18 protein-coding genes, 1 pseudogene and 1 riboswitch are annotated in these 21,621 nt (G+C 59.3%); of the genes and pseudogenes, 15 read left to right on the top strand and 4 right to left on the bottom strand.

What is annotated here, in order from left to right:
- Positions 1-5: 5 nt before the first annotated feature.
- The 6 genes and pseudogenes from EJ997_RS06195 (at position 6) to EJ997_RS06175 (ending at position 6,324) form a co-directional block, all read left to right on the top strand.
- On the top strand, positions 6-1,043 hold the full coding sequence (locus tag EJ997_RS06195) for a FecCD family ABC transporter permease (protein WP_126703793.1): 1,038 nt from the start codon (positions 6-8) through the stop codon (positions 1,041-1,043).
- Positions 1,040-2,296: a FecCD family ABC transporter permease gene (locus tag EJ997_RS06190; protein ID WP_228201606.1), complete on the top strand. Its 1,257-nt coding sequence runs from the start codon at positions 1,040-1,042 to the stop codon at positions 2,294-2,296. The genes EJ997_RS06195 and EJ997_RS06190 overlap by 4 nt, the downstream gene beginning before the upstream one ends.
- Positions 2,293-3,099, top strand: coding sequence for an ABC transporter ATP-binding protein (locus EJ997_RS06185; RefSeq protein ID WP_126703792.1), 807 nt, complete (start codon positions 2,293-2,295; stop codon positions 3,097-3,099). The genes EJ997_RS06190 and EJ997_RS06185 overlap by 4 nt, the downstream gene beginning before the upstream one ends.
- A 5-nt stretch (positions 3,100-3,104) precedes the next feature.
- Positions 3,105-3,436: pseudogene (locus EJ997_RS13150) on the top strand (siderophore-interacting protein); the annotation flags it as partial.
- Between the two features lie 57 nt (positions 3,437-3,493).
- A complete protein-coding gene (locus tag EJ997_RS06180; RefSeq protein WP_228201620.1) occupies positions 3,494-4,021 on the top strand; it encodes a siderophore-interacting protein in 528 nt (175 codons plus the stop codon).
- A gap of 1,712 nt (positions 4,022-5,733) precedes the next feature.
- Positions 5,734-6,324 (top strand): hypothetical protein, encoded by a 591-nt coding sequence (locus tag EJ997_RS06175; protein WP_126703791.1) that lies wholly within the window; start codon positions 5,734-5,736, stop codon positions 6,322-6,324.
- A 75-nt stretch (positions 6,325-6,399) separates the two neighbouring features.
- Here EJ997_RS06175 and proC read toward each other — a convergent pair whose 3' ends face one another.
- Positions 6,400-7,221 (bottom strand): pyrroline-5-carboxylate reductase, encoded by an 822-nt coding sequence (proC, locus tag EJ997_RS06170; RefSeq protein WP_126703790.1) that lies wholly within the window; start codon positions 7,219-7,221, stop codon positions 6,400-6,402.
- A 40-nt stretch (positions 7,222-7,261) separates the two neighbouring features.
- On the opposite strand from proC, the gene EJ997_RS06165 reads away from it, so the two are divergent.
- The 3 genes from EJ997_RS06165 to hpaB all read left to right on the top strand — a co-directional run bounded on the left by EJ997_RS06165 (position 7,262) and on the right by hpaB (position 10,262).
- Complete coding sequence (locus EJ997_RS06165) at positions 7,262-7,999, top strand: SDR family NAD(P)-dependent oxidoreductase (protein ID WP_126703789.1); 738 nt, start codon at positions 7,262-7,264, stop codon at positions 7,997-7,999.
- A gap of 269 nt (positions 8,000-8,268) precedes the next feature.
- A complete protein-coding gene (locus EJ997_RS06160; protein WP_126703788.1) occupies positions 8,269-8,808 on the top strand; it encodes a flavin reductase family protein in 540 nt (179 codons plus the stop codon).
- Between the two features lie 8 nt (positions 8,809-8,816).
- Positions 8,817-10,262: a 4-hydroxyphenylacetate 3-monooxygenase, oxygenase component gene (hpaB, locus tag EJ997_RS06155; RefSeq protein WP_126703787.1), complete on the top strand. Its 1,446-nt coding sequence runs from the start codon at positions 8,817-8,819 to the stop codon at positions 10,260-10,262.
- Positions 10,263-10,522: 260 nt separating this feature from the next.
- Here hpaB and EJ997_RS06150 read toward each other — a convergent pair whose 3' ends face one another.
- From EJ997_RS06150 to EJ997_RS06140, 3 genes are all read right to left on the bottom strand, one after another.
- A complete protein-coding gene (locus EJ997_RS06150) occupies positions 10,523-11,707 on the bottom strand; it encodes a glycosyltransferase (protein ID WP_126703786.1) in 1,185 nt (394 codons plus the stop codon).
- 236 nt (positions 11,708-11,943) lie between these two features.
- Entirely contained in the window at positions 11,944-12,858 is a 915-nt protein-coding gene (locus tag EJ997_RS06145; RefSeq protein ID WP_126703785.1) for a cation diffusion facilitator family transporter, read from the bottom strand.
- 159 nt (positions 12,859-13,017) lie between these two features.
- Positions 13,018-14,184 carry a hypothetical protein gene (locus EJ997_RS06140; RefSeq protein ID WP_126703784.1) on the bottom strand — a complete coding sequence of 389 codons (1,167 nt, stop codon included), beginning with the start codon at positions 14,182-14,184 and terminating at the stop codon, positions 13,018-13,020.
- 71 nt (positions 14,185-14,255) lie between these two features.
- Positions 14,256-14,320, top strand: a riboswitch (guanidine-III (ykkC-III) riboswitch).
- Between the two features lie 12 nt (positions 14,321-14,332).
- On the opposite strand from EJ997_RS06140, the gene EJ997_RS06135 reads away from it, so the two are divergent.
- From EJ997_RS06135 to ndk, 6 genes are all read left to right on the top strand, one after another.
- A complete protein-coding gene (locus EJ997_RS06135; protein ID WP_126703783.1) occupies positions 14,333-14,647 on the top strand; it encodes a DMT family transporter in 315 nt (104 codons plus the stop codon).
- 1 nt (position 14,648) lies between these two features.
- Positions 14,649-15,119: a DMT family transporter gene (locus tag EJ997_RS06130; protein ID WP_126703782.1), complete on the top strand. Its 471-nt coding sequence runs from the start codon at positions 14,649-14,651 to the stop codon at positions 15,117-15,119.
- A 427-nt stretch (positions 15,120-15,546) separates the two neighbouring features.
- Positions 15,547-18,756, top strand: a complete 3,210-nt coding sequence (ileS, locus tag EJ997_RS06125; protein WP_126703781.1) for an isoleucine--tRNA ligase — start codon at positions 15,547-15,549, stop codon at positions 18,754-18,756.
- The gene (locus EJ997_RS06120) at positions 18,753-20,300 is read left to right on the top strand and encodes a bifunctional folylpolyglutamate synthase/dihydrofolate synthase (RefSeq protein WP_228201605.1); all 1,548 of its coding nucleotides are present in this window, start codon (positions 18,753-18,755) and stop codon (positions 20,298-20,300) included. Before ileS ends, EJ997_RS06120 begins: the two co-directional genes overlap by 4 nt.
- On the top strand, positions 20,300-20,758 hold the full coding sequence (locus EJ997_RS06115; RefSeq protein ID WP_126703780.1) for a DUF4233 domain-containing protein: 459 nt from the start codon (positions 20,300-20,302) through the stop codon (positions 20,756-20,758). Before EJ997_RS06120 ends, EJ997_RS06115 begins: the two co-directional genes overlap by 1 nt.
- A gap of 54 nt (positions 20,759-20,812) precedes the next feature.
- Entirely contained in the window at positions 20,813-21,223 is a 411-nt protein-coding gene (gene ndk, locus EJ997_RS06110; protein WP_126703779.1) for a nucleoside-diphosphate kinase, read from the top strand.
- Positions 21,224-21,621: the final 398 nt, after the last annotated feature.

Raw genomic sequence — 21,621 nt, 5'->3', positions numbered from 1 at the left:
CGTCGATGACAGTCACGCAAGCGGTGCCCACCCCGAGGACTGAACGTTCCAGGGGCGGGCGCCGCCTCGCCTTCATTACCCTCCTACTTGTCCTTCTGGCTCTCGCTGTCCTTGCCTCGATCATGTTCGGTGTCCGCTCGATCGGAGTCTCCGACGCGTTTGCCGCTATCCAAGGCAACACCGACACGGCCGAACAGGCGGCCGCCTACAAGAGAATTCCCCGTACGGCCCTCGGCTTCCTTATTGGAGCAGCATTAGCCATGTCGGGGACGAGTATGCAGGCAGTGACCAGAAACCCGCTTGCCGACCCCGGGATCTTCGGCGTCCTATCGGGAGCGTCCCTTGCCGTGGTTATCGGCATGACCTTCTTTGGGGCAACAAACCCCGTGAACATCATGTTCCTCGCCATCCTCGGTTCTGCCTTTGCCGCGGCCTTCGTCTACGTCGTTGGCTCGCTCGGTCGCGGCGGAGCCACACCGTTGAAGCTTGCGCTCGCGGGCGCCGCCACGTCGGCCGCACTCACTGCCCTGGTCTCCGCTATTCTTCTGCCCCGTATCGACGTCATGGATTCATTCCGGCACTGGCAGATTGGCGGCGTTGCAGGTGCAGAGTGGGACAGGCTTGGGATTGCCATACCGTTCCTCATTGTCGGCACCCTAATCTGCGTCTTCACCGCGGGCGGCCTCAACGCCCTGGCACTCGGTGACGAGCTCGCAACCGGTCTCGGTGAGAACGTTTTGCGGACCAGGATCCTGTCCTCGATAGGGGCCGTGATCCTCTGCGGTGTCGCAACGGCACTGGCCGGCCCCATCGGCTTCGTGGGGCTGATTGTCCCGCACCTGTGCCGCCTCATCGTCGGAACGGATCACCGGTGGCTCATGCCAACCACGGCCCTCGCCGGGGCTGTCCTCGTTATCCTTGCGGACACCCTTGGCCGCGTCGTTGTTCCGGGCCAGGAGATAGCGGTCGGTATTATCATGCCGATCATCGGCGCCCCCTTCTTCATCTGGATTGTCCGTAGGCAGAAGGTGAGGGAACTGTGAAACCTAGCTACTCTAAAACCTCATCCCAAAACGTTGCCGGGTCCCGTGACCTTGCCGGAGCAAACGGTGCGGACGCTGGCGATGCGGACACAAGCAGTAACGATGTGGACGTTAGCGACCACGGCATCCTCTCTGCCAGGCCAGACGATTCAGTCGAGCATGTCCTCACCGAGCAGGCGACTAACCAGGCGGTCACACGGTCGACGGAAGATTCTCCAGCTTCCATTCCTCTTGGCCAGCGGCTGAAGCAGTCCCGTCATAACAGGATCCGCAGGCGCGGAATCATTACCGGGCTTCTCATTGCACTGCTTGTGGCCGTTTACGCCTTCAGTCTCATGTGGGGTGAGGTGTTTTACCCACCATCCGATGTTATGGCGGTGATCAGGGGCGAGGATGTTCCCGGGGCTTCGTATGCTGTGGGTGTTCTTCGTCTCCCACGAGCCACGATGGGATTGTTGGCGGGCCTCGCGTTCGGTGCAGCGGGCGTGACGTTTCAGACGATGCTCCGCAACCAGCTGGCCTCTCCCGACATCATCGGTATTTCGGCAGGTGCCTCAGCCGCCGGTGTTATCGGCATTGTGATCTTCGGGATGGGGCAGGCCCAGGTCTCGGCCGTAGCACTCGTTGCCTCCCTGCTTGTTGCGCTCGCGATCTATCTCCTGTCCTATCGGGGTGGGTTTGCTGGAACGCGGCTCATCCTTATCGGCATTGGTGTTGCCGCAATGCTCCAGTCTGTTGTTACCTACGCTCTGTCGCAGGCAAGTACGTGGGATCTGCCAACGGCGACGAGGTGGTTGACGGGTTCGCTCAACGGTGCCACGTGGGAGCGGACCATGCCGCTCGTGTGGGCCGTCTGCATTCTTATCCCGATCATCGTGGTGTTTTCCCGGAACCTCAATGTTCTGCGGCTCGGTGATGAAACGGCTGCGGGTCTCGGTGTTCGAGTCCAGTCCACCCGCGTTGCACTCATCGTTTCTGCCGTCATTCTCATTGCCGTGGCAACGGCCGCGTGCGGTCCGATTGCTTTTGTTGCTTTCGTGTCTGGCCCGATCGCGGTTCGTCTAGTGGGGCAGGGCGGTTCGCTGTTCTTGCCGTCCGCGGTTGTCGGCGCGCTCGTCGTTCTGATCGCGGATCTTGCCGGACAGTTCCTCTTCGGTACCCGTTACCCCGTGGGTGTTATCACCGGGGCACTGGGTGCACCGTTCCTTATCTATCTTCTGGCCCGCACCAATCGCGGAGGGAGTTCCCTGTGACAGATCAGCACACGCTTGTCGCACAAGACATTGCACTCGGATATGGGGACCGTCCCGTTATCGAGAACATGACACTCGAGATCCCTCCCGGGAAAATCACCTCGATCGTTGGGCCCAACGGCTGCGGCAAGTCCACCCTGCTTCGTGCCCTATCCCGGCTACTCAGACCCGACGGCGGTGATGTTCTGCTCGACGGGAAACCGCTCCGGTCCCGCACCCCGAAGCAGCTTGCCAAGGTCCTCGGCTTGCTCCCGCAGTCGCCAATCGCCCCCGAAGGCATTGTTGTTACTGACCTGGTGGGCAGGGGCCGCCACCCGCACCAGGGGATCATGGGGCGCTGGTCGCCCCGCGACTACGAGGTGGTCGCCCAGTCCCTTGCCTCAACGCGAACGGACAATCTGGCTGAACGGGCCGTTGACGAACTATCCGGTGGCCAGCGCCAACGGGTCTGGATCGCCATGTCTCTCGCCCAAGAAACAGACATCCTTCTGCTGGACGAACCGACAACCTTCCTGGACCTGGCCAACCAGCTGGAGATCCTCGACCTGCTCACTGACCGGAATGCCTCCAAGGGCACAACGATTGTCATGGTCCTGCACGACATTAACCTGGCTGCAAGATACTCCGACTACTTGGTCGCCATGAAAGACGGCGCAATCATGCATCAGGGAACCCCAGAAGAAGTTGTCACGCCTGAGACCATGCTGGAGGTGTTCGGGATCCGCTGCCAGGTGCACCCCGATCCCGTGTCCGACAGTCCGTTAGTCATGCCGATTGGCCGTCACCACACCAACGAAAGGTAGGGACCATGGCAACATTTGGCCCCGTCCGTGTCCGCGTCGACGAAATCCTCGACCTCTCCCCAAACTTCCGGAGGATTGTTCTTATCGGCCCGGACCTGGATCTAGATACCGACGACCATTTCTACGATCAGCGGATCAAGCTGATCTTCCCCTCAGCATCGGGTCAGCTTCCCGAGCTCGTTGAAACCGACGAGTGGTACCGGGCTTGGCTCGACATCCCCGAAGAAAGTCGGGGATCATGCGTACCTACTCCGTTCGATCCGCCACCCGAGTAGGCGACAAAGTACGCTTGGCAATTGACTTCGTCATGCACGAAGAAAACGGAAAGATCGGCCCCGCGGCCACCTGGGCAAAATACGCCACGATCGGTTCCGAAATCATTCTCATTGCACCCATGCAGGGTGCCGCCTCCGGCGGCATTGAATTCAATCGCGGTGAAGCACAGAAAGTGGTTCTCCTCGGAGACGAGACAGCTGCGCCTGCGATAGCGCGAATCCTCGAGGACCTCGCAAAAGAAGGCGCAGAAGTTCCCTGCACCGCCTACATCGAGATCCCCACCGAATACGACCGGCTAGAGATCACCTCTGCCTCGCACCACGAAATCACGTGGCTCCCGCGCTCCGGCGCCGAACAGGGATCGCGGCTAGCGCCCGCTTTGGGATGGCATGTTGAAGGTCCGGTATCCGCAGTTTCTGCGGAAAGCCCAGACGCACCACTGCTGTGGGAAACCCCGAACTATTCATCCGCCGGCGAGGACCTTGCTACCGATGCAAAACCAACCGACGGCACCTACTACTGGATCGCAGGTGAAAGTGGAGTCGTCAAGGAACTTCGCCGCTACCTCGTTCGAGACAGGGGAGTGGACCGCAGCCAGGTTGCCTTCATGGGCTACTGGCGAATCGGCGTTGCCATGAAAGGCTAAAAATGAGGACTGAGGCTCCAGAATAATACGAAGGTCCAGTGTTAGACGAAGGTCTAGTGTCAGACATTCTGTGAGCCCCGCAATGAGGGGCCCACAGTCAAAGTTCGGACGATCCAGTGAATCGGTACAGTCTTATGCGCCGCGCTGGATGGCAATATCCCGATCGATGAATGGCAGTGCCGGGGTGCAGAAGTTGATAGAACTCACGGGGCTGAGAAGTGCTTTTCGTTGGAGTCCGGGAGAGGACCTGGGGTCCGACCCTGCTCAATAAATGGGAAAGCTGCTCACCTCCTTGCCAATGTGCGCCCAGTTGTTTTTCGCATCACTAATAACGAGTTATCGACGCAACACACTAGCATTCTGTTTGGCGGTATGGCGTCGTTGCGTGGGGCTTGTCCTAGCACTATCCGGTTGTGGAATCAGCCCCGGCCCAGGCTTCCGTCACACACCGTGACCCGCGCCACCTGCGAAACCGGTCTCAACTCATTCCCTGCTCGACCAGCCATGCACCTTTGATGCCATGGGCTGGTGTTCAAACTCGTACCCGAAATCACGGACTTTCTCATCAGATAAACCAAGCGCAATCGTCATCCCGAAGCTATCTTCCAAGACATGAAGACTGACTCACAACTAACCTGAGTTAGAGGGATATTGTCCAGTTGTGCACCACAGGTGCTAGTTGTAAGGACTTCCACACCCTACAGGGCGATGACCTAGGCCTTGTGGGACATAAGCGGGCCTAATTCTATGACGGGTTGAGCCGAAACGTCGCAAGATGATTAGGAAGGTGATGATCGTCGCCCTTTGCCTCCAATCTGGGACTCTAATGTGACCGAGGCGATATCATTCTGGACTGAGCATTGACTAGGAATGAGCGTAGGTGTAATTTAGAGCACATGGATCGTTGGTCCCGTCTAGAGACCATCTGAGTGTCGAGTTAACTCTCAGATTTACTCGAATACTCGATTGCCTGGCTCATTTGCTCTACGTCACTTCTGTAGAGACGAAACGTACATAATTTTACAGATTCGTTGTTGAATCTATTTCATTGGTTTTACTTATCGAGCGATATCATCCGTCAACTGAGGTGGAAGCGATATCAATAACCGTCAAGGATTCAGGTGCAGAAAATACTAACTGTCCGCCACTCGCTTGCTCTTATGCTGGCGCTTATTCTCGGTTGTCTATTAGGGGTTTCCTTTTCGTCAGTGGCGCATTCCTACACCTTTTCGGGTTGTCGCTACGACCAAGGTTCAATTTCTCCGATAACCTATCGCTTCTACTCAGTGAGTAGCGCTTCGCTTCTACGGGCTACTAAGCACGGGGTCAGCTCATGGAACAACACTTCGGCTCCCGGATACTTCTCAGAGTCTACGACCTCACTGGACCCAGAAGTTAACGTCACTGACGACTCGTATCCGAACCAAAACGCCTACGCATGGATTTCTGCCACCTGTGACGCGGATGGGACTTACTCGGGCAATGAGGTAAATTTCGTATGGAACTCCTCGCTCATTCATACTCGCACAGGCCCCCAGAAGGATCGAATCTCTACTCACGAGCTTGGGCACGCCTACGGGCTTGGCCATGTCACTTACGGTTGTCGCATAATGCGGGTTGACATTGGTTATCTGACGGATTGTTCTATGACCACTCCACAGCCCAACGACATTAATGGCGTTATCGCCAGATATTAGGAGCGGAGTTCTGCAATGAATAGAAAATTGATTGGCGTGATAAGTGTTTTCGGGCTTTCCGCTGTGATAGCTGGTGCGGTGTCGTGGCTGGGAAACGGTGACTCGATTGAGTCCCACCCGATCGTCCAAGTGGCTCCGGTTATCTATAGCTCCTTTGAGGATGTGCAAGACCAACATGACGCAACGCTGGTTGTTACGGTTGTGTCAGTCGACGCGGAGTATGTTGATTATGGTCGAGACGGGAAGGCGGATCATGCCGATGATCCTGGTCTTTTAATGGAAAGCCTCACCGTCAAGGTGGATGACGTCTTGAAGGGTGACAAGTTGCTCGTGGGAACGGAACTGACCGTTGTCCAGTCACAGTTTGGCACCATGAGTGAGGCGTCAGACGAGGAGTACCTGGTTCCTGGAAACAGCTACGTCATTGTTGCGTCAGAGTATGTGTCCAGCCCCGGAACAGTGGAAGGGAAGGTCTGGTCAATGCCACTGGCGGGACAAGGGGTTTTCCCGATCGTTGACGGTGAAGTCCATCCGACCCGTGCTGACGTCTTCCCCGAAACCTTTGACGGTGGCGCTGTGGCATTGGATGTGCTCGACAAATCGTAGAAGCGCTTCTCGGTCAGGATGTACCCCAGGGGATTACCATCCCCAGCGGTTTCGTTCCTCTGAACCGGAACAACTTTATTCGCCGCGCTGGATGGCGATGTCCCGATCAATGGAGGCCTGGACGCCGCGTACTACGGAGGCCGAGAACCCAGCATCTTCCATGGCAATAACACCAGCGATCGTTGTGCCGCCCGGTGAGCTCACCGTGTCACGGAGATTAGCGGGTGTGAGCCCCTCGCCCGCCTTCTCAAGAACCATTTGGGCTGAGCCCAAGACGGCCTGGGCCGCGATGCGGACAGCCTGATGCTTCGGGATTCCATTGGCGACAGCGCCACGTGCCAGGGCCTCGATATAACCGAAGGTGTAGGACGGTGAACAACCTGCGATAGCGGAGAATGCCGGGAATTCCTTTTCTGCAATACGGGCTACTTCACCGATCGAATCGAACATGGCAAAAACCGAGTCAAGTTGCTCCTCGGTTGCCGCCTCGTTGCCGCAGATCCCGCTCATACCAGCACCGATCTGGGAGTTAACGTTCGGCATCACACGTACGACGGCCTGCCCATCGGGAAGATGAGACTCCAGGAACCCGAGTGACGTGCCGGCGGCAACCGACACCACAAGAATCGAAGTCTCCGCAAGATCGGCGTACAGCGGTTCAAGAACACCGGGAATCATGTTTGGCTTGACCGCGAGAACCAGCGTTCCGTCGTAGCCGATCATGGAAACCAGTTCCTCATTTGACTGCGCAAAGTCCACGCCCGTGGCGTGCGCCAGCTTCTCGGCGTTGCGTGGGTCCCGAGACGAAACGACAATGTCGCTCGGGTCGTAGTCGTTTGCGACGAGCCCCGCCACAATCGCGCGTGCCATGTTGCCAGATCCAAGGAAACCAATCATGGAACTAGCCTAACCGAGGAGGAAGGGGGAGACTGGTGGCATGAGCAAACGAGTTCTTGTCACTGGAGCATCTACTGGAATCGGCGCAGCAACAGTCCGCCGTGCGAGGAGCGCAGGATGGGAGGTGCTGGCAACGGCACGCCGCGAAGACCGCCTCAAGGCACTCGCGGAAGAAACCGGTTGCGAATGGATCACCGCCGACCTCACGGTCGACGAAGACGTCGCGAAGCTTGCCGAACGTGCCCGCGAGTTTGGGATTGACGCCCTCGTCAACAACGCGGGCGGCGCTCGCGGCGTCGACAAGGTTGAAGACGGCAAGATCGAAGACTGGCAGGCCATGTACGATATGAATGTGCTGGGCACCCTGCGGATTACGCAGGCGATCCTCCCGATCTTCCGTGAACGCGGCAAGGGATCCTTCGTGTTCCTCACCTCGACCGCAGCCCACGACACCTACCCGGGTGGTGGCGGCTACACCGCTGCGAAGCACGCGGAGCGGATGCTTCCAAACACGATGCGGCTCGAGCTGGTTGGTGAACCGATCCGCCTCATCGAGATCGGCCCCGGCATGGTCAAGACCGAAGAGTTCTCCCTCAACCGTCTCGGCTCCGAAGAAAAGGCGGAAGAAGTCTACGAGGGCGTCGATGAGCCACTGCTTGGCGAGGATATTGCCGAGGCCATCATGTGGACCCTCGAACTACCCGACCACGTCAATATTGACTCGATGCTGATCCGCCCCGTCGCGCAAGCATCAAACACGGTCGTCGCACGCAAGTAGTTCGCCCATAGCACGCAGGCCTTGCCCCGGGTGACCGGGGCAAGGCACTGTCATATATACACATATAGGACAAATTCCTCACAGCAGACACGTGCGCCAGCTACACGGCTGATTCGTGGAACTGGCACGTTTTGGACACGTGGCTGCCGTGGCTATGCGGGTCTGGACTGTCCCGGTATTTGAACCGAGCGTGTTTGGACTGTGCGTATGAGGACGGTGTGCGTTTTGAATGTGCGTAATGACTGTGCGGGATGAGATGAAGGGGAGCGATGGATAGGTACATCGAGCAGCTTGAGAAGCGGAGTGAGCCGCGGCCGCTACCCGCAACCACCGACCTACAAAGGCTCCGGACTGCGTTCTCGCGGTTCCCGACCGGCGTGTGCGTGGTGACGTTTGAAGCGGAGGGTGTGCGGCGGGGAATTACCGTGAACTCCTACACCTCGGTCTCGTTTGATCCTGCTCTTCTACTGGTCTCCATCCAGCGGACAACTTCTTCACATGATCTTTTGTTGAACCGCCCCTTTGCGGTGAATGTCCTCGGATCATCCCAAGAGGCAGTGGCGATGAGCTTCGCTGGTCGGCCTAATGATGCTCCGCGATGGCTGGACGGGGAAATAGCGCCTCGTCTTGATGGATCGCTTGCCTGGTTTGAGTGCACGCCGTGGGCGGACTATGACGGGGGCGACCACACGCTTGTCCTTGGGGAAATACAGTCCTTTGGTTCACGCCGGGGCGATCCGCTTGGCTTTAACGGCTCTCGCTTTACCGAAATCTCAGAGACGGTGCTCGGCCGCGAGCACCTCATGTAAGGAAACCTATGCCAGCCCGCAACGGCGCCTCCTATATTGACAGCCTCAAGCAGATGAACCCGTCCGTCTATCTGGACGGGAAGGTCGATTCCGTCATTGACCACCCAGCGTTTGCCGGAGTGATCCGCTCCTACGCCGACCTGTATGACATGCAGGAAGGGGAGAAGCAGGACGTCCTCACGTTTGAGGAAAACGGCTCCCGCTACGCCACGTCCTTCCTTGTGCCCAAATCTGCCGATGATCTGGTCCGGCGTAGAAGCGCGGCGAGGGAGTGGGCCGAATACTCGGGCGGCATGCTTGGTCGGACCGGGGACTACCTGAACGCCGCTCTGACCGCGCTCAGCCAGGCACGGGACTGGTTTGCGGAAGCCGATGAACAGTTCGCCATCAACATCGAGAACTATGTGCGGTGGGCGAAGGAATCCGATGTTCTCCTCACCGCGACCGTTGGCTCACCCCAAACAAACCGAGCAGTCTCTGCCGCCGAGCAGGGCGGGGGAGAGACGACTCTGCGGGTTGTCGCCCAAGATGACAGTGGGATCACGGTCTCCGGTGCCCGCATGGTGGCGACCAACGCCCCGATTGCCAACGAGATTCTGGTGATGCCGCAGACGGTCCTGCGTACCGGGGTTGATGACAAGCCCTACTCCTTTGCCTTTGCCGTTCCCTCGGATATTGAAGGACTACGGCTGTTGGCCCGTCGCCCGCTCGCATACGGGAATAGCGAGTTTGATGAACCGCTTGCTTCGCGGTTCGAAGAGATCGACGCAATCTGCGTGTTCGACAATGTGCTCGTTCCCTGGGACAGGGTGTTCCTTCTGGGCCACCCCGCCAAGTCCAACGCTATGCTCACCGACACCGGGGCCACTGCCCTTATGGCTCACCAATCGGTGACGAGAACAACCGTGAAGACCGAGTTCTTTGCCGGCCTGCTGGTGGAGATGGCGGAGACAATCGGGATCGACCGGTACGGCCACATTCAGGACGACATTGCTCAGGCGATCATGGCGGCCACGATGGGCAGATCAGCACTCCGCGCTGCCGAGGTCGACGGCAAGATCAACGAGTACGGCTTCTTCCAACCAGACATGGCACCGCTTGCGGCCATCCGCACGTGGTTCCCCCGCTATTTCCAGACCCTGCCGGAAACGATTCGGAAGTTCGGTGCCTCCGGTCTTACCGCCCTACCGTACGAATCAGACATGTCGGGGGAGATTGCAGGCGATGCGAGCCGTTACCTCCAGTCGAAAACACTGCCGGGGCGCGACCGCGTCCACCTGTTCAACATGGGCTTCGATGCAGCGGTCTCATCGTTCGCAGGCCGCCAGGGACTTTACGAGTACTACTTCCATGGAGACCCACTTCGTATGGCATCCGCTTACCTTGCCTCCACCGACACGAGCGACTACCGGGACCTCGTCGAAAGGATGCTGAAGCGAACACGAGAGTTCTGACTCTCAGCGGTGCTGGAGATCTTAAGAGCTGAGTGCGTAGTCGCTATAGCAAAGGTGAATGTCAAGCAGGAACAACGTGGCGTCTTGAGCGCACGAAATTCTGGCCTTCTGGATTCTCCAGCAGTCGTGCGAATCCCATCGTGTGAATCCCGTCGTCTAAATCGGCGGTGAGTTGAGAATGGTTTGTGAGCTTTGAAGGCTCGGTACGTTTGTGGCCACCCGTTTTGGGTGGCCACAAAGCTCTAGATAGTTGTTTTGGGTTAGCTGACGCGGGTGGCTCCGACGGGTGCGTCGACGCCCGCGGGGAGGGTGCTGCCGCGGCGGATATGGGAGCGTAGGGCCGCCTTGGCATAGTTGTCGACCACGGTCATAGTTGCCGCGCGCCACGACTTGCCTCGGGCTGAGGAGAGGGCTCCTGCCGTGAGCTCCGCGCGAAGGTCGGGACGGGACAGAATCTGGGTGATCCGGTCCGCGAACATGGTCGTATCGGTCGGGTTGACGAGGAAACCGTTAATGCCGTCCTGAACAATATCGGGAATGCCACCGGCGTTGGCACCAACAACGGGGGTGCCGGAGGCCATGGCCTCGAAGGCGACATTGCCGAGCGTGTCGGTCAGCGACGGGAAGGCAAACACATCGGAAGAAGCAAAAGCCGCGGCGAGATCCTCGCCGTGTAGGTAACCCGTGAAGACCGTCTTCGTTCCTGCGAAAGCCTTCGTCAGTTCTTCTTCGAAGGGGCCGGAGCCAACAAAGGCGAGACGGGCGTTCGGGATCCTGTCGAGAACGGGGCGTAGCGACAGGAGGTTCTTTTCGGCAGAGAGCCTGCCGACATAAAGAATGAGGGGATCCGACGGATTGCCGGCGGTCAGTCTCTCTCGCATAGCATCGGACTGTTTGGAGGGACGGTACCGTTCCGTGTCGACAGCCTTGGGCCACAGGCTTACTCGTTCAATGCCGAGTGCGCGGGCCTCATCGACCATCGGGACGGAAGGGCACAGGTTAACGTCGGCACGATTGTGGAGCCTGCGGATCCAGAACTCCGATGGCTTACGCAGGACGGGAAGGCCGAAGTCTTCCGTGTACTGGGGGAGAGCCGTGTGATAAGAGGCAAGCAAGGGCAGGTTCATGGTGCGAGCCAGGCGAATGCCCCAGGCTGCGGACGCAATCGGGTTGACCGCGTGAATGATGTCGGGGTTGAACCTCGCGACATGGGAGGTCACAGCGAAACTGGGGATCCCCACGCGAACCTCGGGATACCAGGGCTTAAACCGAGCAGACGGGAGCCGATATACGGGAATCCCGTTGTGCTGCCTGGGGCCAGGGCCGGGGGCAATGACGGCGACATCATGGCCAAGTTCGGAGAGTTCTCTAACTGTATGGGTCAGGCGAGTAACGATGCCGTCGACCTTGGGGGCAAATACCTCGGTAAACACTGCTATACGCACAATTTCAACGTATGTAACGGAGGTTGCCGACAGCCCACAGTTATGGGGGTGTCCCATTGCCAGATGGTTAAGAAACGGTGACAAGGTCACCGAAAGTGGCGTAATACCGTCACTGTTCCCAACCGCTTAACGGCATGTTTACCAGCGGACCTGAGGTGCACCAGAAAAGCAGACGCGGACGATCAATAAGCTGGACGTAAGTGGAGCGGGCTCAAACGGATGTCTGTGTGGCTGGCTCAGTCGTGGGTGTGGAATTCGTGGTCGGTGTGGCCGACCGGTTCGAGCTGGAAAGTGGTGTGCTCGATACTGACCGGGAAGTGTTCTTTCACGCAGGCTTGCAGTGCGTCAAGGATCTGGGGTGCGTGGTTGTCGTGGAAACAGGAATCGTCGAGAACAACGTGTGCTGACAGGGTGGGGAACCCGGATGAGATCTCGGAGGCGTGAAGATCGTGAACCGCGATAACGTGGGGGAGTTCCAGCATGTGCTGGCGTACTTCTTCAAGGTCCAGCCCTGCCGGGGTTGATTCCAGAAGGATCGCTCCCGATTCCTTCAGGATGATGATTGCCCGGGGCAGGATGAGAAGGGCGATGATCATGCCTGCGATGGCATCTGCCCGCACCCACCCGGTGGTGGCAATGATGATGGCGGAGATGATGACGGCGACCGAACCGAGAGCGTCATTGATGACCTCAAGGAAAGCGGCCCTCATGTTGATGTTTGATTTCCGACCGCCCGAGAGCACGGCAAGGGAAATGAGGTTACCGGCAAGGCCAACAATGCCGAAGATCAGCAGACCGGTCCCGTGGACCTCGGATGGCTCGATAAGACGCCGGATGCCCTCGACGATGGCGAACACTCCGACAATGAACAGGACAGAAGCCTGGAAGCCTGCGGCAAGAACCTCTGCCCTTCGCATTCCCCAGGTTCTGCGATTGTCCGGAGGACGCAACGTGAGCTGCGTGGCGATCAGCGCCATGAACAGTCCGACCGTGTCAGTGAGCATGTGCCCAGCATCCGTGAGCAACGAGAGGCTCCCGGTCCACAGGGCACCAATAACCTCGGCGACAAGAATTGTGGCGGTTACACCAAAAGCAACAAGCAGGCGATTGCGGTTCGTTGTCGCAGTCGCATGGGAATGATCATGGGACAAAGGGGCCTCCTTACTGTCCGCATAGTACCCGCCTCTGACAGGTGAGCGCTGTGACCTTCTCGTCAGTGCACGGGTGGCAGAAACCGTTGAACGGGCGGTCTTTCTCGGCCTGCGCCGGGCAATGGTTTGACGTCCCACGAGCTGATAAGAGCCTTGGGCTTAGATTTTCCTCTGCCACAGGCCAACGGCCGTGTGCGGGCGGAACCCCATCTGCTCATTAATGCCCCACATCCATTCGTTCTCCCCGGCGTTCCAGGTCTGAATGAAGGTACGTTCGGGAGCCTGCTCGCGGAGGCGTTCCAGGTTGTCAATTTTGATGAGGTAGCCGAGGCGATTGCCGCGGTGCTCTTTGAGGACAAGGGTGTCTTCTTGGATAACGGAGTGCTTGCCGGGCTCAAAGTCCAGCTGGGTGTATCCGGCTAGGTGACCGGTGGGAATGTGCTGGGCCGCGGTGATGATGGAGGTGGTGCCAAGGGTCGCCATCATCTGCTCGCTCTTGATGAGCCGTTCCACGCTGTAGTTCGCTTCGGCCTCAACGATTCCCGCCACCGGCATATCCATCTCGAACGCCGTCATCATTTCCACCATGTCTTCCAGGTACTCTTCCGGAGTTCCACCAGTCCAGGAGAGCAGGCGGTAGTCACCAGATTTGGCAATAGCTGCCTCCCTCAAGGGCGCTAGGACCGTTTCGTCCGCAGGCAGGCTGAGTCTGCTGCAGATCTCCGTCTGGGTGAGTTCGAAACCGGCGGAGATGAGGAAGTCCGAGATAGTGGTGGATGCAAGTGACACATCGGAGCTTGGGGCCCTGTGGTCGGTGCCGAACTTGTGGTCCACGTAGGAGGAGATCTTTGACCGTTTCTCCGTACGAAAAATATTCTGTGCTGTCTCCCAGAGATGTGCGAGTGCGTCTTCGTGTCCGGGCAGGGCGTGGAGGAAGACGTACGCGGAGTCCAGGTTTTCTTTCAGGGGAATGCTAAGTTCGGCGGCTCCAATGACGGTGCCGGGCCAGGGTTGCTCGGGCGTGATCGAGACCGGCTGATCGGAATCCTTATCCCACCGGGCAACCCCATCGGCCGAGCCAGCAAGGAGGGGGAGCCCGTAGTTAGATTCCATTCGCTGCCCGAGGCCTGTGTCGATAGCGAGCAAACAAATGCTGCGCCACGAGAACTGGTTCCGATATCGAAGCGTTCGGATTTCGGTGGTGGAGACCGATTCTGTGTCGCCTTCCACTAGCAAAGCTGACTGTTCCAGGACGCGGGTGAACTCCTTCATGGCCCGCGACGGTGCCGGCGAGGAAGGGAGTGCTATTTGGGCGATTGTGATCACCAGCAAATTGTGTCACCCGGTGACTGTGATCACCATAGATTGAAGGAAATTCGGTGGTCTTTTAGAGTGCTGACGGCGCCAAAACCGGGCGCGCGGACGAGGGAGCAGTACCCGCACACGACAAGACTGACTCAATGGAGTTGATGTCATGTCCTGGCTTGTCCTTATCCTTTCGGGAGCTTTCGAAGCAGTCTGGGCCGGTGCCCTCGATGCTTCAGATAACTTTAAGAAGCTCAAACCCTCCCTCCTTTTTCTCGTCACGGCCCCCATCAGCGTCATCGGCCTCGCATGGGCAATGATTGACCTGCCCACGGGAACTGCCTATGCCGTGTGGGTTGGTATCGGTGCCTCGCTCACTGTTATCTATTCCATGTATCGCGGAATCGAGAAGGCGACGCTCGCACGGGTTGGTCTGCTTGTTCTGCTTATTGGCTGCGTTGCCGGACTGAAGGCGGTGAGCTGACATGGCGTGGACAATTCTTTTAATCTCCGCAGTTTTTGAAGCCATCTGGGCAACCGCGCTTGGAGAATCCAACGGTTTTACTGAACCGGTCCCAACAATCATTTTCGCGGTCGCGATGACGATCTCCATGCTTGGCCTTGCCCGGGCAATGAAAGAGATCCCGCTCGGCACCGCCTACGCGGTGTGGACCGGAACGGGTGCTGCCCTCACCGTGGCCTACGCACTCATCACCGGAACCGAGCAGGCAAGCTTCCTCAAGATCCTGTTCCTCATTGGCATCATCGCCGCCATCGTCGGACTCAAGCTCCTGCCGGCAGATGGTTCGGGGGCCCCCAAGGCCTCAGCGGAAGACAGTGGTTCGTCAAGTACCAGTAGTTCAGCACGTACCGGTGTCACGTCTGCTACCAACGGCGATAATTTGTCCGATGGTGAAGGCAATACTCCTGAGCAGGGCATGCCGGAGAGCCGTTAATAGTTGCGGCGTCCTGCAGAGTTCAGGGCGCCCAACCGTTTCCCGCCGCCATTCCCCTCGTCCACCGATGTCACGTCTTCGTTTTGTGAGAGGTCGTGGAATTCCCGATTGGGAGGGGGCGTCTAATTCTCGTGGTGACGAGGTCGCGGAATGCTTTTTGTGAGCTGGTCGTGGAATAGGAATGTGGTGATTTGCGTTCCGATCGATGTAAGCTACTGATTGCTATGACCCGGCCCCGGGAGGGGATATCACCGGCGAGCATCCGGAAGAACGGCAAGAGTTTTTGCTCTGCTTAGTAGAACCGGACGGTTGGACCCGTCATCGTCTCCTAATGAAGCGGCCGCATGCGGCAAGCGGGGTGGTACCGCGGGAGGATCAAAACCGATTCGCTCGTCCCGGCGCAGGTCAACGAGGAGATACTGTCCAGATGGCTGACAAGTCCTTACGCTACCCGCTCCACCGCGATGGTGAGGTCGTGGCGTCCCCCAATTTCCCCAAGCTCGAAGAGAACATTCTCGACTACTGGAAGCAGGACGGCACATTCCAGGCTTCCATTGATAATCGTGACCCGGGGGAGAACGGCTCCAACGAGTTCGTGTTCTACGACGGTCCTCCTTTTGCGAATGGCCTGCCCCACTACGGTCACCTGCTGACCGGCTACATCAAGGACCTTGTAGGTAGGTTCCAAACCCAGATCGGTAGGCGCGTTGAACGTCGCTTCGGTTGGGACACTCACGGCCTTCCTGCCGAGCTTGAGGCACAGCGCCTCCTCGGAATCGAAACGAAGGACCAGATTGAGGAGATGGGGATTGACAAGTTCAATGCCGAATGTCGTTCCTCTGTTCTGAAGTACACGAAGGAATGGGAAGAGTACGTTTCTCGCCAGGCCCGCTGGGTCGACTTCGAAAACGATTACAAGACCCTCGAAACCCCGTACGTCGAGTCCGTGATCTGGGCTTTCAAGAAGCTGTATGACAAGGGACTCGCCTATGAGGGCTACCGCGTGCTGCCCTACTGCTGGAACGACCAGACGCCGCTGTCGAACCACGAACTGAAAATGGATGACGACGTCTACAAGGACCGTCAGGACCAGACCGTCACCGTCGGTGTTCGCCTCGAAACCGGCGAACTGGCACTGATCTGGACCACGACCCCGTGGACCCTGCCCTCAAACCTCGCGATCGCTGTCCACCCGGACGTCAACTACTCGGTTGTCGCACCCGTCACCGGCGATCTAGCCGGCGAGAAGGTTATTCTTGCTGCCGACCTCGTGTCTGCCTACGAGAAGGAACTTGGCGAGGACGCCGAGGTTGTTGACACGATCGTGGGTCGCGATCTCGCAGGCCGTAAGTACGCCCCGATCTTCACCTACTTCCAGGGACGCGACGACTCCGTTGCGCCCGGCCCGAATGCTTTCCAGATCATCACCGGTGACTACGTCACCACCGAGGATGGTACGGGCCTCGTGCACATCGCTCCCGCCTTCGGTGAGGACGACATGGCTGTAGCCGGCGCGGTTGGCATCCAGACCGTTGTCCCGGTCGACGCTGGTGGGGTGTTCACCTCCGAGGTGAGCGACTACGAGGGCATGCAGGTGTTCGAGGCGAACATGCCAATCATCCGCGACCTGCGCGACGGCACGGGTCCCATGGCCGGACGCGGTAACGACCGCCCGGTCCTGGTCCGCCAGGCCTCTTATGTGCACTCCTACCCGCACTGCTGGCGCTGCCGCGAACCCCTTATCTACAAGGCGGTTACCTCCTGGTTTGTTCGGGTTACGGACTTCCGTGACCGCATGGTCGAGTTGAACGAGGACATCACGTGGGTTCCCGAGCACATCAAGCACGGCCAGTTCGGTAACTGGCTGGCTGGCGCTCGCGACTGGTCGATTTCCCGCAACCGCTACTGGGGTAGCCCCATCCCCGTCTGGGTGTCGGACAACCCCGAGTACCCGCGCACCGACGTGTACGGGTCACTGGCTGAGCTGGAGGCGGACTTCGGTCGGTTGCCGATGAACGAGAAGGGTGAAGTGGATCTCCACCGCCCCTACATCGATGACCTGACGCGGCCGAACCCGGACGACCCGACCGGCAATTCAACCATGAAGCGTATCCCGGATGTTCTTGACGTTTGGTTCGACTCGGGTTCGATGCCGTTCGCTCAGGTCCACTACCCATTCGAGAACGCGGAATGGTTTGAGAACCACTACCCGGGTGACTTCATTGTCGAGTACATCGGTCAGACCCGCGGCTGGTTCTACACCCTTCACGTGCTCGCCACCGCACTGTTCGACAAGCCGTCCTTCCGCACCTCGGTTTCCCACGGCATTGTCCTCGGTAACGACGGTCAGAAGATGAGTAAGTCGCTCCGCAACTACCCGGACGTCTACGAAATGTTCGACGAGGTCGGCGCGGACGCGATGCGCTGGTACCTCATGGCCTCCCCAATCGTCCGTGGCGGCAACCTCATCGTCACCGAGCAGGGCCTGCGCGACACGGTCCGTCAGGTGCTCCTGCCCCTGTGGAACACGTACTACTTCTTCTCCCTCTACGCCGGCACCTGCAATAAGGGCGCGGGCTACGAAGCGAAGCTCGTCGAAGACCCCACGAACCTAGATGTCATGGACCGCTACCTGCTGGCCTCCACTAAGAAGCTTGCCGAAGGCGTCCGTGCCGACCTCGAATCCTACGAGATCGCGAACGCTACCGAGCGGGTCCGCCAGTTCCTTGACCTGCTGACCAACTGGTACGTCCGCACCTCCCGCGACCGTTTCTGGAACGAAGAGGAAGGTGCTTTCGACAGCCTCTACACGGCCCTCGAAACCCTTTCCAAGGTCATTGCCCCTCTCGCACCGCTCGTTGCGGAAGAAGTCTGGCGCGGACTCACCGGAGGCCGCTCCGTGCACCTGACCGACTGGCCGACCCCGCCCGCGGCCTGGGACAACGACGAACTCGTCGAGGTCATGAACGAAGTCCGGGCCGTGGTCTCCGCCGCCCACTCGCTCCGCAAGGCCGAGAAGCTTCGCGTGCGCCAGCCGCTGCGAGGCCTCGAATGCGTCACCAACCTGGACCTGTCGCCGTTCGCCGATTTGATCGCCCACGAGGTCAACGTCAAGAACGTGACCTTCACGAATGCGGCCGAATCCGGCCTTGAAGTGAACGAAACCCTTGCCGTGCAGCCGCGTGAGCTCCCCGGTGATCTCCGTAAGCTCACCTCGGCACTGTTCAAGGCAGCGAAGTCCGGTGCTTGGCACAAGGACGGCGAGAACGTCGTCATGGAATTGGACGAGCCCGTGACCTTGGAGCCCGGCCAGTTCACCCTGACGACGGTGGTCAACGCGAAGGATGGCGACGTGGCAACCGTGCTTGACTCCGGATCGTTCGTTGTTCTCGACACCGAACTCGATGAGGAACTGCTGGCCGAAGGCTATGCTCGCGACCTAATCCGTCAGATCCAGGACACCCGCAAGGCCAGCGACCTCCATGTCGCCGACCGCATCACACTCACCCTCATTGTCCCGGCCGCGGACATCGCTGCCGTCGAGGCAAATCTCGAGCTGATCAAGGCCGAGACGCTTGCCCTCGAGGTCGATCTCACCGAGGGTGAGCTGTCAATTACTACGGAGAAGATTGCGTGACAACACCCAATCCTGAGGACCGCGAGGACCTGGGACTGACCGACAGTAAGGCGATCGAAGCCGAAAAGCAGGCCCAGAAGGAATACGAGGAAGCGGTCCAGCAGATCGCGGCCTCGGGCCTCCTCGGCGACTCCGACATTATTGCCGAAGTCATTGCCGAGCCCGACCCGACGCTCGAGCTTGCGCAGGAGAGTGGCATGGAGGAGCGGATGGCGGAAATTGCCGTCGAGCTTCTTGCCCGTGCCCCCGAACACGACGTGCAGCCCTCGACCCAGCGGGTCGTCGACTGCCTCGACATTCTCGGTAACCCCCAAAACTCCTACCGGTCGATCCACATCACCGGAACGAACGGCAAAACCTCGACATCCCGGATGATCGCAGCCCTGCTCGCGGAGAAGGGCCTGCGGGTGGGCCGCTACACGTCGCCCCACATGCACACCATGAGGGAACGAGTGACGATCGATGGGGAGATCTTGTCTCGCCAGGACTGGGTCGATGCGTGGGACCAAATCCGGCCCGCCATCACCCTCGTTGACCGGGCCTCGGCCGCCGCAGGCGGCCCTCCCATGTCCACCTTCGAGGTGTACACGGTTCTTGCCTACGCCGCCTTCGCCGACGCACCGGTTGACGTGGCCGTTGTTGAGGTCGGCATGGGAGGCAGGTGGGATGCGACGAACGTGATCGATGCCGATGTCGCAGTACTGACGACAATTGATGTCGACCACTCGAAGTTCCTTGGCCCCACGCGCGAAGAGGCGGCACGGGAAAAGGTTGGAATCATCAAGGACGGTGCCACCGTTATCTCCGCAATCCAGCACCCCGACGTGCTACCGATCCTTGCGGAAGCCGTCACTTCCCATCGCGCACACCTGGAAATCGAAGCGAAGGACCTGCTCCTGCTGGACCGCACCCCGGGTGTCGGTGGTCAGATGATCTCCATTCAAACCCCGGCGGCCACCTACCAGGAGATCCCCTTCAACCTGCTGGGCCGCCACCAGGCCCGCAACGGCCTTCTTGCAATCGCCGCGGTTGAGGCGTTCTTCGGGGGAGGGGCCCTCGACGGCACCGTCCTCGAGCACGCCCTCATGGCGGCCTCCTCGCCGGGCCGGCTCGAGGTTGTCCGTAACTCCCCGACGGTCGTCGTGGACGGTGGGCACAACCCATCAGGCGTGGAAGCCGCAGCCGGCGCCATGAAGGAAACGTTCCACGGCCCGATCGTTGGCGTGTTTGCTGCTATGGCGGACAAGGAGGTCGAGCAGATGCTCGGAGTCCTGGAACCCGTGCTTGACGCCATCGTTGTCACCAACCTGTCGAACCCGCGTGCGCTTCCCATCGAGGATGCTCGCGAAATCGCCGAAGATGTCTTCGGGGAAGAACGGGTGCGCGAGGAATACGACCTGCTGGAAGCGGTCGACATGGCAGCATCGCTTGCCGAATCGCTCAACAAGGAAGAGATGACAGCACCTGCGGTCCTCACCATCGGCTCCATTGAGCTGGCTTCCCGGGTCAGAGAGCTGTTTGGAAAGGCGGCCAGGAGCATTTAATGGCACGTAATCCGCTGACGGCACCGATCCCCAAAGGGTCGGCCCTCGCTCAGTTCACGCTCACGATGCTGATTCTTGAGATCTTCGTCGTACTGTTTGGCGGCGTCGCTGCCATTGGCCTGCGCCTCGCCAGCCCCGGTGTCATCTGGACCGTGACCGGCGTCGGCATGGCCTTCTGCCTGATCGCAGCCATCGCTATCAGGAAATCCCCGAACGTCGGCCTCGTGCTCGGCTCTATCGCCCAGGCCGTCGTTCTCGCGATGGGGATCTGGATGCCGGTCTCGCTCGTAGTGGGGATAACCTTCCTGGCACTGTGGGTTGCCTCGATCTACTGGGGTTCCAAGCTCGACCGCGAACGCGAGGTCCGCCGTGTCGAACAAGCACAGTGGGAAGCAGAGCAGGAAGCGAACGCCCACGAAGGAACACAAACCGAAGCGGAAAATGGCTCGAATTCCTAACGCCCCTGGGGCTTAGGTCACGGGCTTTCTTCAGTCGAGAGATAGAATTCACGCATGGAACAGACTCTTCTTCTTATCAAGCCAGACGGTGTCAAACGTCAGCTCACCGGCGAGGTGCTGGCCCGCGTTGAGCGTAAGGGCTACGTCATGACCGATCTGAAAATGGTCATGGCCACCGAGGAGCTCCTCAGCGAGCACTACGCCGAGCATCGGGAGAAGCCCTTCTTCCCCGACCTCGTGACCTACATGACGTCCGGCCCGATCGTCGCCGTTATCGTCGAAGGCGCCCGCGTCATCGAAGGTATTCGCTCCCTGTCCGGCTCTACCGAACCGACGCTCGCCGCACCGGGCACCATCCGTGGCGACCTGGGCCGCGACTGGGGCACCGGTCAGATCGAAAACATCGTCCACTCCTCAGACTCGCCCGAGTCGGCCGCACGCGAGATCGGTCTCTGGTTCAACTAAGGAGAACGGGCCGGTTCAGCTAAGTACGGACCTGACCTCCCCGTGTGAACCCGCATCCTCCATTCCTCCGTCCCTGCTGTGGGGGCTTCCGAATATTCGGAAGCCCCCGTTCCTACGGCCAATCCTCTCCCTCGCGCTCCCCCACTACTTCAGTCCCTCTCTCACTCTCTCTATTTCGCCTCCTCTTTCTCGCACCGCCCTATGGGCTGCATGCAACGTGCCTGGACTAGTTACCCGGGCCGCTCGCCTTGACGTGTCGGGGAGCGAGAGGTGACTTGTGCCGGTTGAGGGCCCGGACATGCGGATTCACCCAAAACTCTCAAGAAGTTGTCACACGCTGGTTCGCGCTCGGTGAAGGCCGTCTCTGGTTCAGTCGCTCTGACCGCCTCCGGGGCGTA

Origin of the sequence: Flaviflexus ciconiae (assembly GCF_003971195.1) — a bacterium.
GTDB classification, from domain to species: Bacteria; Actinomycetota; Actinomycetes; order Actinomycetales; family Actinomycetaceae; genus Flaviflexus; species Flaviflexus ciconiae.
This window is presented reverse-complemented; position numbering and strand designations above follow the sequence as displayed.

Coding starts and splice junctions, on each gene's coding strand:
- EJ997_RS06195 (WP_126703793.1), top strand. CDS start 6: ATGACAGTCACGCAAGCGGTGCCCACCCCGAGGACTGAACGTTCCAGG.
- EJ997_RS06180 (WP_228201620.1), top strand. CDS start 3,494: ATGCAGGGTGCCGCCTCCGGCGGCATTGAATTCAATCGCGGTGAAGCA.
- EJ997_RS06175 (WP_126703791.1), top strand. CDS start 5,734: ATGAATAGAAAATTGATTGGCGTGATAAGTGTTTTCGGGCTTTCCGCT.
- proC (WP_126703790.1), bottom strand. CDS start 7,221: ATGATTGGTTTCCTTGGATCTGGCAACATGGCACGCGCGATTGTGGCG.
- EJ997_RS06165 (WP_126703789.1), top strand. CDS start 7,262: ATGAGCAAACGAGTTCTTGTCACTGGAGCATCTACTGGAATCGGCGCA.
- EJ997_RS06160 (WP_126703788.1), top strand. CDS start 8,269: ATGGATAGGTACATCGAGCAGCTTGAGAAGCGGAGTGAGCCGCGGCCG.
- hpaB (WP_126703787.1), top strand. CDS start 8,817: ATGCCAGCCCGCAACGGCGCCTCCTATATTGACAGCCTCAAGCAGATG.
- EJ997_RS06135 (WP_126703783.1), top strand. CDS start 14,333: ATGTCCTGGCTTGTCCTTATCCTTTCGGGAGCTTTCGAAGCAGTCTGG.
- EJ997_RS06130 (WP_126703782.1), top strand. CDS start 14,649: ATGGCGTGGACAATTCTTTTAATCTCCGCAGTTTTTGAAGCCATCTGG.
- ileS (WP_126703781.1), top strand. CDS start 15,547: ATGGCTGACAAGTCCTTACGCTACCCGCTCCACCGCGATGGTGAGGTC.
- EJ997_RS06115 (WP_126703780.1), top strand. CDS start 20,300: ATGGCACGTAATCCGCTGACGGCACCGATCCCCAAAGGGTCGGCCCTC.
- ndk (WP_126703779.1), top strand. CDS start 20,813: ATGGAACAGACTCTTCTTCTTATCAAGCCAGACGGTGTCAAACGTCAG.